Here is an 11,815-nt window from a genome sequence, read left to right on the forward strand (position 1 = left end):
ATCTATTCCAGTACTTCTTCCGGAACAAACCCAACAATACCATTTTTCTTAATCTGAACATAACCTGTATAACGCTGAATCACGCTGACGAACGCTCCAGCTTCTACCGTGTGGAAATAATCTGTATAATCATCTTTTAATCGTTGTGCTTCGAAATCGATGAATTCGGTTTTCACCATACAACCATCGTGTTCACCACACTCACAATAAGTAAAATATTCATCCCCTTCAAAAGCTGTAATATTGTAATCAGGATAGGTAAAGCTATGCGGCATTTGAAGTCCTGGATCAAATGACTGGATAACCATACATTGTTCATAATCATCAACAAACGTTGTGTGCAATGTCCCATCTGATTCGATGATGAGTCCATTCAGCTGACCACTTGTCTTGACCTGATTACCCCCATCAATGGCAATTGTATTGTGATTCGGATGGATTTTAATATTATGGTGGTATACCCCTTGTTCGACAAAGTTACAAGCAGGGAAATGACCCACTACTACTGTCTTCTCAAGTTGATGTGGTTGGTTATAGAAAAATGGCATATTCAGCGCATCGCGCTCTGTCGTCTCCATATAATCTTCATCGACTCCTGCGTGCACAAATATATAATCTTCAGTTTCTATCATCAACGGCAAATCTTTCACTACATTATGAAGATGCTCAAATTTCGTTCTAAGCTCTTTCGCCAGTTCACCTTGTGATGAATAGTCGTCTCGTGTCTTTCCTAACTGCTTCAGCATCTCATGAACAATCGTATAGCGATACTCCATATAGTCATATAGAAATGCTTCTTCCAGTTCATCGAATATTTTATCGCAATTACCTAATGTCATATATACATTGCCCTGCGCCATTAGACGTTCTACATATGTAATCATTTGTATACTGTCGGGTCCCTTATCTATAATATCACCATTAATTATAAGAATATCTTCGTGTGAAAAATCCACCTTCTTCAATAATTGTTCTAATAAATCTGGCCTTCCATGTACATCACTCGTGACAATCGTACGTTTATTTCTTATATTTAATTTTAGATAATTGTCTTTAATCCTCATGTGTAATCGGGCTCACTTTCGCATGAATAAGATTGACTAATGATTGAAGCGGTACTTGCATCTGTATTCCTCGTTGTCCTGCACTCACAATAATCTCTTCAAACTGCTCTGCACTACTATCGATAACTGTCGGAAACAGCTTCTTCATCCCCACAGGTGAACACCCCCCACGAATGTAACCCGTTAATTTCTCAAGATTATTCACAGGCAAGAGCTCAAGTTTCTTCTCCCCGACAACTTTACTCATTGATTTAAGGTCTAACGTTGCTGCAACAGGAATAACTGCAACATAATAATTTAATTTCCCGTGCAATACTAATGTTTTAAATACTTGAGCATAAGGTTTTCCAATTTTATTTGCGACTGTAACACCGTCTAACTCATCCGTCACTTCATATGTATATGTTTCATATGTTATCTTCTTTTGGTCAAGCTTTCTCAACGCATTTGTCTTAATTTTCTTTGTCATGATGTATACCTCCAAATCTTTGTTTCTTTATTATATTATCATTTTAAGGTATATTTCATATATAAAGTGAGCGAAAGGAAGGATATTATGGATCTTAACCAGCAACTTTTAGAGCTAAAAGAAGAATATATGCGTATTCAAAACGATTTAGAAAAAGTAGAGTCTACTGGTCAGGCTTCTCCACGACTGGAAGAGAAACTTGTTGAAATCGAAAATCAGATTGCACAATTAAGGGCACAACTGTAAGTGCTCTTTTTTATTATAAAAATATAGGATTTAAGCTTAACTTTCGCTACAATAGTACTATAGCTTTAAGGAGGGCATTCAATGAAACAACAATTTAAACTGCTGATGATGATTCAGTTCTTTATATACTTTGGATTCAGTATTGTAATACCTGTAATACCTGCTCTAGTACATAGTTTAAATTTAAATGCATTTCATATGGGGTTACTGCTTGCCTCTTATTCCATCGTTTCATTTATTGTAGCACCAGTCTGGGGGTATCTATCCGATAAATATGGTCGTAAGAAAATATTGATCATCGGACTTATCGGTTTTACTTTAAGCTTCGTATTATTCGGATTATTTATCGATAACTTACCTATGCTTTATACCTCTCGAATTCTTGGAGGGCTATTCTCAGGGGCATGCTTCTCTACTACGACGAGCATGGTCAGTGATATGACCACACATGAAAAGCGCAACAAATATATGGGACTCATGGGGATGATGATTGGACTTGGATTTATATTCGGTCCAGCAGTTGGAGGACTACTATCTGGAATCAGCTATCAGATTCCGTATTTCGCAACTGCTGCAATATTAACCGTTATTGCTTTGTTCTGTCTATTCACTATTAAGGAAACATTACAGCGTTCTAGTGATACAGAACAGACTACTGTGAACACTAAACTGTTAACTCCGGCAATCTATATGCTCTTATTATCAACATTTATTGTGACGTTTACGATGAGTGGGATGGAGAGCTCATTTCAGCTCTTTGAAATAGAGAAGATTAATATTACTGCAACACAAATGGGAATGCTCTTTATGATTGGCGGGCTTGTTAATGCTGGATTACAAGGTGGGTACTTACGTAAAGTGAAGCACGGTCAAGAAAAACCAGTGATCATAACAGGACAATTGATTACAATTGTTGCATTTATTATGCTGCCTTTTTCCATGAATTTATTTTATGCCGGACTCTGTCTTGTGCTCCTTATGTCTGGGAATGCCCTTGTAAGAACATTACTGACGAGTCAATTGACGAAAGAAACTTCGAATAATAAAATGGGAAAACTTACTTCTATCAGTTACAGTATGGATAGTTTAGGTCGTATTCTCGGTCCTTTGTTATTTACTGCACTGCTTTCCAGAAATTTAGAAATGCCATTTTATTTCGGTGCACTCACTTCCGTACTTGGTTTAATCCTACTATTTATTTATTATAAGAAAGGAAGAGTCGTATGATTATATTAATTATTTTACTTATGATGATGTATCTGATCGTAAGTTATACAAGCATCTATATGATTAACATGCGTCTGCTGGATTTTTTAAGAATCATACTTGGTGCTGTGTTCGTTGTCTTCATCTTCGTTGCACTGATGCATCTTGGAACGATAAAGTTCTGGATTACATTACTTGCACTTTGTTTATTTTTAAATATAGAGATTTCTAACTATAAATTTAAGTTTAATGACCAGAAAGCAAAGCTAATTCTTAATCTCTTCTCTATCGTTATGGCGCTAATGATTATCGTACTTTGTGCGATATACCTATAAAATAAGAACTTACAAAGTAATGCTTTGTAAGTTCTTATTTTATATATAATTCTTTTGTATTTTTTAAGCGCTCAAGCAGTTCATCTATCAACAGATCATCAATCGCAAGTGAGATTCTAATGTAATTCTTACCGCGTGATCCAAACGGGATTCCTGGAGTTACTAATATTGATTCTTGCTTTAATAAATAATCTGTATACGCTTCCCCGTCAAAACCGTCTGGCACTCGTACCCATAAAAATATACCGCCGTCCATCGGCTCAAATGGAATTTGAAGTTGTTTTAAATACGCTGTCACTTTATCGCGTCGTGCTTTAAATATATTGTTTTGACTTTCTAGATATCGTTCTCCTAGCTCAAGTGCTGCTATCGCTGCATCTTGTACAACGCCCCACATACCAACTTGAGTATGATCCTGAAAATAGTTCAGAGCACTCACAATCTCTTTATTCCCTACAGCAAATCCGACACGTACACCGGACATATTAAAGCCTTTAGATAACGAATATATTTCTACAGCAACTTCTTTCGCATGAGGTGAAGCAAGAATGCTTGGATTCTTACCATTAAATCCAAAAGCTGCATAGGCAAAGTCATGGACGATCTTTGTTTCAGTATCTTTAAAACGCATAATTGTATCATCAAAGAATGCTTGAGTCGCTACTGCCCCAGTTGGATTAGATGGATAGTTAAGATAAATCAGCTTTGTATTATTAAGTTGCGCTTTATCTATATTATCAAAGTCAGGTAAGTAATGATTTTCAGGGTGTAATGGCAATTCATAATGTAATCCTCGAGCAAGCTTTACACCAGCAAGATAATCCGTATATCCAGGATTAGGGAGTAATACACCTTCACCAGGTTCAATGACACATGTAGGGATATGAACAAGACCATTTTTCGTACCATAAAGAATACAAATTTCATCATCCTCCAATGAAACATCATAGACATCTTTATAAAACTTCTGAATCTCTTTCTTCAATGCCTCCTTGCCACGGAATACGCCGTATCTATGGTTATCAGGATTGACAATGGCATCTTGTAAAGCTTTCAGCACCGTACGATCCACTTGTTGGTCAGGGATACCAACTGCTGTATTAATCAATGGTTTATCCCCGACTTCAAGCTTCCTACCCATCGTCTTACCAAAATAACTTTCAGGTATTGAACTTAATAATTTAGAACTCACAGACATTCGCTCCTTTTAAAATAGAAAAGCGTCATTGCTTCAGTAGCAATGACGCCGATGTGGCACTTATCTACCAAGCATATGCTTGCTGGATTTAGCACAGTACTTAAAGCCTGTTGCTGAAGTATCATAGGGCCAGTTCCCTCCACTTCTCTGGATAAGAAATATTTAATTGGTGATATCACTATAGTATAGTTCAAACAATACGTCAACTGTATTCAGAATATTTTATCTATTATCTTTAATATGCACACGTGTTGACGCATCATGCGTTGGTATAAATGGATTAATCTTTTTTTCATCTTTCGTAAATCTCTGCTTCAAGTTCATTAATATTTCATACACTACAGGGACAACGATTAATGTTAATAATGTTGAAGAAGTCAATCCACCGATTACTGTTACAGCGAGTGCCTTAGAAATAAGCACAGAGCCGTCTCCTCCAAACAGTAATGGTAACAATGCGCCTACTGTAGCAAGTGCAGTCATCAAGATTGGACGCACACGAGTCATCGCTGCTTCAAGCAATGCATCACGTGTTGATAATCCTTCTGCTTCTTTATTGATAACGCGATCAATCAGCACAATCGCATTCGTAACAACGATACCAATGAGCATGAGCATACCAATCATCGATGGTACAGAAAGCGTCTCTCCAAACGCGAGAAGTCCTAATATTACCCCGATAATCGTAAACGGTAACGAGAATAATATGGCAAGTGGAGCAAGTCCTCCTTTAAATGTCAGTACAAGTATCAGGTAAACGATTCCGATAGCGGCAAGCATCGCAAGTCCGAGTTGAGAGAAGCTCTCGCCGATATCTTCACTCGTTCCTCCAATATGTACATCAACATTTGAAGGGTGTTTTAATGCGTTTACTTTCTTTGCAACATCTTGTGTAGCCTGGCTAACATCTTTTCCTTTAATCTTACCTTCTACTGTAGCCGATATATTACCGTCTTCACGTTTAATTGTATCTGACGTCTTTCCTTCTTCAATCGTTACGACATCGCTCAACTTAATCTCTTTACCGAGTGGTGAAGTAATCTTTGTATTCTCTAATTTATCTTTTGTCCATTTTGATTCTTTTTCTTTTGTCAGAACAACATCTGTCGACTTGCCATTATCACCTATTTTAGTGACAACTTTATTATCACTACGTTGATTTAATGCCATTGCAATCTGACCTGCAGTTAGTCCGCGTTCAGATAACTTGTTATGATCTACCTTTAATGTATATGCATCATAACTATCCGTTAATGATGAACTTACATTCGTAACAGTATTAACGTCTTTCATTTCTTTCTCAAGCTGCTCTGTAACCGGTCTTATTTCATTCATCGATGGACCGTTAACAGTAACCGTTACTGTATTGGTCGAACCACCCGTTGCAAAATCCTGGTTCTTCCAAGTTCCTTCATGTTTGAAAGAAGCGATTTTGTTCAATACACGTTCCGCTTCACTTTCCCACTTTGGTGTATCCTTCTTATATTCAACCATCATTGCCATATCGTTAGTAGCAACCGGGTTAAATGGATTTTCTCCTCCAACTGAGTACTGAATATTTACTACATCGTTATTCTCAGCTAAAGTTTTCTGAACTTGCTCACCTTTTTTTACAACCTCTTCTTCAGTTTCACCAGGTTTAGGCTTGTAAGTTAATGCAAGAAACTTATCTTCCCCTGTTGAAATGAATGACGTCCCTAGAAACGGCGTTAAGAACAAGCTACCAAGGAGAAGGCCGATACTTAATAGTGAGACGATAAGCTTGTGTTTTAAAGACCACTCTAATACGTTATGATAGAAACTTGCAATACGCCCTACCTTTGCTTCATCATCATGATGCCCTTTAATACCATTCTTAAAGAATGTATGTCCAAGCATCGGTACAATCGTAATTGCAATTAATAATGAGGCCAACAATGCAAATACGACTGTATAAGCAAAAGGTCTAAAGATTTCACCGATAGAACCTGACACCAGTCCAAGTGGTAAGAATACTGCAATTGTGACCATCGTTGAACTCATAATCGGTATAAACATCTCTTTAGTCGCGCTGCTAATTAACTCAGAGCCACGCAATTTCTCTTTAGGGTCAGACATACGTCGGAATATATTTTCGATAACGACGATAGAGTCATCAATAACACGTCCAATTGCAACCGTCATCGCTCCAAGCGTCATAATATTAAGTGAAATATCCATCTGTTTAAGGATTAACATTGCCATTAATATAGACATCGGAATGGATACGACAGCAATCATCGTTGAACGGATATTTCTAAGGAACACGAGTATCATGATCACTGCAAACAATGCTCCAATAATGGCCTTTTCTGCCATTGTTTTTACAGAGTCTTCAATCGGTTTAGCCTGATCCATCATCAGTACGGCATTAATATCTTTATTATTCTTCTTAAATTCCTTTACTTTATCTTTTACATCGTTTGCTAACGCTACAGTATTCGCATCATCTGACTTAATGACTTGAATACTTAGTGAATCTTTACCATTTGTCTTAGAAATAGATTCACGACTCTCTACATTTTTAATCGTAGCAATGTCAGAAAGCATTACTGTTGGTACTTTACCGGCCTGCATCATCTTCGCAAGCGCCGCCTGTTCTTCAGGTGAGGCTTTAGCAGTATCAGCTTGATTATCTCCGCCTGATAATGGGATCTTTAAATCTTTAAGAGCATCCACACTAGTAAATTGACCATTTACGATGATACTCTTTAAATCGCTACCAAACGTATATAATCCAAGTGGTGCATCGGTTGTAGCACCTTTAATGAATTGAAGTACAGACTCTTCTGTTAAATTATTTTTCTTTAACTTCTTATCATCAAATTGTAGCTCAACTTGTTCAACTTCTTGTCCAGAAAACGTTACATTTGTAACCCCTTCTACACCTTCAATTTCTGGAACTAAATCTTCTTTAATACGCTTTGTCAGATCTTTAATATCTGCCTTATCGCTTGAAAGTGAATAGCTAATGATTGGGAAAGTGTACATCGACATTTGTGAAATCTGTTTCTCTTGCGCACCTTCTGGAAGATCAACCTTCTCAATTTGTTTCTCTAATTCTGATTGCGCTTTGTCCATATCTGTTCCAAACTTATATTGAACAGTGACTGCAGATGCATTCTCTAACGATTGACTCGTTACTTTATCTACGCTCGATAAATTTTTAACCTTCTTCTCTATTGGATCTGTAACACCATTTAACACGTCTTCAGGTGTAGCACCTGGGTAAGGTGTTGTAATAGAAATTACAGGTGTCGACATACTCGGCAGCATTTCCATCTTCATCTTCATTGCACTATATACGCCGGCACTTAGGATAATGAGTGTCATTAACCATACTGCAAGTTTATTATGCAAAGAAAAATCAATAATTTTCTTTATCAAAGTCTTTCCTCCATTTATACGAATTTTATGTATTTATTGTAGCTTTATTATTTAAAATTTACCAATATCCTTATCTTGTTTGTGTATAATATTGATATATCGCATGTGTCCCTGTCGTTTCTTTTAGTTCATCGGAAAGACTACGATATAACTTATAACTCAATTCGAGACCGGGAAGTTCGATACCCATCTTCTTTGTTTCTTCAAGCGCGATGCTCATATCTTTCAGGAAGTGATGCGTATAAAATCCAGGAGTATAGTCTTCTTTTAAAATTCTTGGAGCCAAGTGAGATAATGACCAACTTCCTGCCGCTCCTTTACTGATTGTTTCTAGCACTTTTTCAACATCTAACCCTGCTTTATGTGCATAATACAGACTTTCAGCCATACCGATCATATTTGTAGCGATAGCAATTTGATTCGCCATCTTTGTATGTTGACCCTTTCCTGCATCACCAAAGTATGTCACCGAACTACTGAATTTATCGATTAAAGGTTTTACTCTATCAAATATCGCTTCATCTCCACCAACCATTACACTCAAGGTTCCATTCCTGGCACCAATATCTCCACCACTTACAGGTGCATCTAACACATATATTCCTTTCTTATTTGCTTCTTGATTAATCTTTTGGGCAAGTGCAGGACTACTCGTTGTACAGTCAATAAATATTTGACCTTGTTTACCATTATTAATCAATCCATCTGGTGCAAGATAGATAGCTTCTACATCAACCGGATAGCCAAGCATCGTAAAGACAATATCGGATTGTGCTACAACTTCAGTAGGCGTATCGCACCATATATGTCCTTGTTCGATTAGTGCCATTGCTTTTTCTTTCGTACGGTTATAAATATATAGTTTGTCCCCTATATGCTCAGCCATACTTTTTCCCATTACACCTGTTCCAATAAAACCAATTTTCATTTTGAAAACCTCTCTTGTCATATTGTATTGATAATTTACAGTTATATATTACAATTATAGGTAAAGGAGTGAAAAGAATGCAAAAAGTAATTATGTTTTTACTTATCATTATGCAAACTGTGTTTATAAGCAGCTATTTTGTTCATAGCGGTATCGTATTTTTAACAACATATTTCTGGATGGCTTTTTGCATCATTACGTTTTTCTCAGGTATACAATATCACTTTACAACCGATCAGAACTTGATGAACAACTTCACTTATAGAATTCTTTCTATACTTTTAACAGCATTTAGTTTATTCAACTTCTTTTTTATTCTATATATCACCTTTATTGATCCATATCTTTATATGGAAACGAAGGTGAGTGTCTTTAAATTTTTTAGTGAATAAAAAAGAGTGGTGTTTACTTGTCATCACTCTTTTCTGTACTGCATCCAATTGCTTCGTTACAGCATTTTCAACATTACCTCAAAATACTGCTATCTTCTCTTATTAATCTTCTTCGTCAACGCTTTTACTTTTGGCTTCGCAACTTCAATTAATGTATAAACAGGTTTATTAAGTATGTAGTCAAATTCGCCGATTTTTTCACTCAAATGTGTCCCCCAGCTCTTCTTAAACTGCCATAAACCATAGTGTTCAGAATCTTTGTCGGGATTATTATCTGTCCCTCCGAAATCATAAGATACTGCGCCTTTACTACGCGCATATTTCATCATTTCGATTTGCATTTTATGATTTGGTAGATAGCTACGATAATCATTACTAGATGCGCCGTATAAATAATAAGCTTTCTTACCACAAAATGTCAGAATTGCGCCTGACAAATATTTACCGTCCGGATGTGTTTCTTTAAGTTCTTCTATTTCATTAATCTGCTTTTGTACCTTTTCAATGATGATATCTATGTCTTTTAATTGGTTTTCAGTTTTCTTCGTCTGTTTTTTTGATAAAACTTTCTCTTTCTCCTCATGATTTCTCTTTAATGTTGTATTTAAATTCTCTAACACAGTATCTGGAACTAATTTAGTAAGAAAAAGTACTGCGTCTCCAGCTGGATTAAGCGCATCGTATATCGTTTCGAAGTAGGAGATATCTCTGACTAGAAAGCCATCCCGTTCTCCAGTTTCTTTCATAAGCTGTGCAAAAATCTTAAGGTCTTCACGTGTTCCGATTTCACACTGTACGCCTTTTTTCAGGCTTTGCTTTACCGTTGAACGATTGCGTTTTTCAAATGACTGTATAAGTGCAGCTTCATCCATATCAATGTCCGTAATCATCGTCATACGTGGTTGTATGTAGTCTGGATGAAGTCCATCTTTAAATCCTTTATGAACAAAGCCTAATGTATTCATAAATTCAATTAATCCTGGAACCGTATCTACTTCAACATCCGGATCAATTTTAATAGAATAACTTTTCTCACGACGTGCAACTTCAATTGCCGCATCAACAAGTGCTGTCACGACTTCTTTGTCATGATAGTCACACACAAAGCCTCGCGATACGTAGCACATGGTGAATGGCGTCTTCGGTACTTTCTTAAATAGCAGCTGTCCCACCCCAGCGAGTTCGTCATCTCTTCCTACAGCGATACGTCTACTATACCATCCTGTCAATCGTTTTGTATCTGCCCACGTTGATAGCTGCAGCATATCACCATTTGCATGTGTTTTTACAAAGTTATCGTGTACTTCATTGGATACATTCTTTCTCATCACTGTCATTTTATTCTTTCCTTTCGTTTTACAACAAATATTTAATTATTATTGTTATACTTTTATTATTAAAGTAAAGAGGTGGCATATGTTTAAAAATTTACTGCTTATTATCTTAATCATTATTAATAGTATACTCGTTTCATTATTCCAGCAGGATTCTATCGATATGTTAAGCTTACATATTATTGTAGCAAGTTTTACTACAATCATTTCACTACTCTATTTGATTACAAGAGTATCAAAATCAACAATGTATATAGCATTGATTTCGCTGATTGTTGCTGCATACCATATTTATCTTATCGTTATGACAGTTTATAATAACGTTTATGCTAGTTAAATTGATAAATCGCATTTCTAAAGTGATGTACTGCAGGTGCATCACTTTTTATTTTTAAACTTCTAATTGTATCTGTATTGCCAGGAATTAAGTAGATCGCAGGACACCCTAGTTTCTCTAGTTTAAAATAACTATTGATCACACCACTTGTGACTTCGTAACCTAACCATTCTACATATACCTCTGCCATCTCATTAAAATCTGTCGTTTCTATATCGATTCCTTCAATCCTGAGATTTCCCTGGAAATATGGAGAGAGTGACTGCATGCGTTCGTCATCTGACGCTCCCCACTGTATAAAGAATGGTAATTCATAATTTCTCTCTTCATCAATATAGAGCAACTGCCATTCAATAACTTGCCCTTCTGGTGTCACGCGCTGCATACATGACGGCCCAACCGTCTTTACACCTAATTGATTAAAGTGCTGCTTAAGTGCATCGATATCATCCGTTCTAAAACATAATCGCTTAAATCCTTCAACATAATCTGTACGTTCAAGTGATGCTGCAAAACTTAAACGCTCTTCTGCACTTTGTGCTGCTTTATGAACGAGTGCACGATCATACGCATCGATAAATTCAATATATGATAAATCAGTATAAGATAATTTATTGTATGTCCCTAACTGCTCATGCTTTCCACCATTAATCACCTTTAAAAAATCAATTTTAGCATCATTTAAATTCTGCACATGATGAATAATATGATCAAACTTTAATTCCACTGTCCTCACCTCTTGATACTATTTTAAGTTAAATACTATAAAAACTAAAGCAATCATCATTTATTAATTTAATAAATAAAAACCAGCCATTGTGTTATAGGCACTGCACCCTTACTAAGGGAGCTCAATAAAAACACTATTTTCTAGGCTGCTAATTTCCTATATTCTATAGGG

At 36.3% G+C, this 11,815-nt stretch carries 12 protein-coding genes and 1 riboswitch; of the genes, 5 read left to right on the top strand and 7 right to left on the bottom strand.

Translation table 11 applies throughout. The features are described from left to right. Positions 1-2: 2 nt before the first annotated feature. Positions 3-1,064: a metallophosphoesterase gene (locus tag ACZ2V4_RS08170; RefSeq protein WP_490514719.1), complete on the bottom strand. Its 1,062-nt coding sequence runs from the start codon at positions 1,062-1,064 to the stop codon at positions 3-5. Next, positions 1,054-1,533, bottom strand: coding sequence for a Cys-tRNA(Pro) deacylase (gene ybaK / locus ACZ2V4_RS08175; RefSeq protein WP_283722245.1), 480 nt, complete (start codon positions 1,531-1,533; stop codon positions 1,054-1,056). Before ybaK ends, ACZ2V4_RS08170 begins: the two co-directional genes overlap by 11 nt. A gap of 87 nt (positions 1,534-1,620) precedes the next feature. On the opposite strand from ybaK, the gene ACZ2V4_RS08180 reads away from it, so the two are divergent. From ACZ2V4_RS08180 to ACZ2V4_RS08190, 3 genes are all read left to right on the top strand, one after another. Beyond that, entirely contained in the window at positions 1,621-1,779 is a 159-nt protein-coding gene (locus ACZ2V4_RS08180; RefSeq protein ID WP_490514720.1) for an SE1832 family protein, read from the top strand. 81 nt (positions 1,780-1,860) lie between these two features. Then, positions 1,861-3,006, top strand: coding sequence for an MFS transporter (locus tag ACZ2V4_RS08185; RefSeq protein WP_490514721.1), 1,146 nt, complete (start codon positions 1,861-1,863; stop codon positions 3,004-3,006). Further along, complete coding sequence (locus tag ACZ2V4_RS08190) at positions 3,003-3,320, top strand: hypothetical protein (protein ID WP_219493638.1); 318 nt, start codon at positions 3,003-3,005, stop codon at positions 3,318-3,320. The genes ACZ2V4_RS08185 and ACZ2V4_RS08190 overlap by 4 nt, the downstream gene beginning before the upstream one ends. A gap of 34 nt (positions 3,321-3,354) precedes the next feature. Here ACZ2V4_RS08190 and ACZ2V4_RS08195 read toward each other — a convergent pair whose 3' ends face one another. The 3 genes from ACZ2V4_RS08195 to ACZ2V4_RS08205 all read right to left on the bottom strand — a co-directional run bounded on the left by ACZ2V4_RS08195 (position 3,355) and on the right by ACZ2V4_RS08205 (position 8,851). Further along, positions 3,355-4,518 carry an aminotransferase class I/II-fold pyridoxal phosphate-dependent enzyme gene (locus tag ACZ2V4_RS08195; RefSeq protein ID WP_219493637.1) on the bottom strand — a complete coding sequence of 388 codons (1,164 nt, stop codon included), beginning with the start codon at positions 4,516-4,518 and terminating at the stop codon, positions 3,355-3,357. Between the two features lie 57 nt (positions 4,519-4,575). After that, positions 4,576-4,676, bottom strand: a riboswitch (SAM riboswitch). A 64-nt stretch (positions 4,677-4,740) separates the two neighbouring features. After that, positions 4,741-7,923, bottom strand: coding sequence for an efflux RND transporter permease subunit (locus tag ACZ2V4_RS08200; RefSeq protein ID WP_490514722.1), 3,183 nt, complete (start codon positions 7,921-7,923; stop codon positions 4,741-4,743). A 70-nt stretch (positions 7,924-7,993) separates the two neighbouring features. After that, positions 7,994-8,851 (bottom strand): NAD(P)-dependent oxidoreductase, encoded by an 858-nt coding sequence (locus ACZ2V4_RS08205; RefSeq protein WP_219493633.1) that lies wholly within the window; start codon positions 8,849-8,851, stop codon positions 7,994-7,996. A 77-nt stretch (positions 8,852-8,928) separates the two neighbouring features. Here ACZ2V4_RS08205 and ACZ2V4_RS08210 point away from each other — a divergent pair, with 77 nt between their 5' ends. Further along, positions 8,929-9,243 (top strand): hypothetical protein, encoded by a 315-nt coding sequence (locus tag ACZ2V4_RS08210; protein WP_099483363.1) that lies wholly within the window; start codon positions 8,929-8,931, stop codon positions 9,241-9,243. An 89-nt stretch (positions 9,244-9,332) separates the two neighbouring features. Here ACZ2V4_RS08210 and ACZ2V4_RS08215 read toward each other — a convergent pair whose 3' ends face one another. Next, the gene (locus tag ACZ2V4_RS08215) at positions 9,333-10,574 is read right to left on the bottom strand and encodes a lipid II:glycine glycyltransferase FemX (protein WP_283722318.1); all 1,242 of its coding nucleotides are present in this window, start codon (positions 10,572-10,574) and stop codon (positions 9,333-9,335) included. Positions 10,575-10,659: 85 nt separating this feature from the next. On the opposite strand from ACZ2V4_RS08215, the gene ACZ2V4_RS08220 reads away from it, so the two are divergent. Further along, positions 10,660-10,914, top strand: a complete 255-nt coding sequence (locus ACZ2V4_RS08220) for a hypothetical protein (protein ID WP_219493632.1) — start codon at positions 10,660-10,662, stop codon at positions 10,912-10,914. On the opposite strand, the gene ACZ2V4_RS08225 is transcribed toward ACZ2V4_RS08220, so the two are convergent. Further along, a complete protein-coding gene (locus ACZ2V4_RS08225; protein WP_219493630.1) occupies positions 10,907-11,641 on the bottom strand; it encodes a VOC family protein in 735 nt (244 codons plus the stop codon). The two genes, ACZ2V4_RS08220 and ACZ2V4_RS08225, sit on opposite strands and share 8 nt — an antisense overlap. Between the last annotated feature and the right edge of the window lie 174 nt (positions 11,642-11,815).

The sequence above is a fragment of the Macrococcus sp. CoH-51_TC_04 genome, from assembly GCF_058188655.1.

Excerpts from the sequence above, each read along its gene's own strand:
- ACZ2V4_RS08170 (WP_490514719.1), bottom strand. The coding sequence starts at position 1,064 with ATGAGGATTAAAGACAATTATCTAAAATTAAATATAAGAAATAAACGT.
- ybaK (WP_283722245.1), bottom strand. The coding sequence starts at position 1,533 with ATGACAAAGAAAATTAAGACAAATGCGTTGAGAAAGCTTGACCAAAAG.
- ACZ2V4_RS08180 (WP_490514720.1), top strand. The coding sequence starts at position 1,621 with ATGGATCTTAACCAGCAACTTTTAGAGCTAAAAGAAGAATATATGCGT.
- ACZ2V4_RS08185 (WP_490514721.1), top strand. The coding sequence starts at position 1,861 with ATGAAACAACAATTTAAACTGCTGATGATGATTCAGTTCTTTATATAC.
- ACZ2V4_RS08190 (WP_219493638.1), top strand. The coding sequence starts at position 3,003 with ATGATTATATTAATTATTTTACTTATGATGATGTATCTGATCGTAAGT.
- ACZ2V4_RS08195 (WP_219493637.1), bottom strand. The coding sequence starts at position 4,518 with ATGTCTGTGAGTTCTAAATTATTAAGTTCAATACCTGAAAGTTATTTT.
- ACZ2V4_RS08205 (WP_219493633.1), bottom strand. The coding sequence starts at position 8,851 with ATGAAAATTGGTTTTATTGGAACAGGTGTAATGGGAAAAAGTATGGCT.
- ACZ2V4_RS08210 (WP_099483363.1), top strand. The coding sequence starts at position 8,929 with ATGCAAAAAGTAATTATGTTTTTACTTATCATTATGCAAACTGTGTTT.
- ACZ2V4_RS08220 (WP_219493632.1), top strand. The coding sequence starts at position 10,660 with ATGTTTAAAAATTTACTGCTTATTATCTTAATCATTATTAATAGTATA.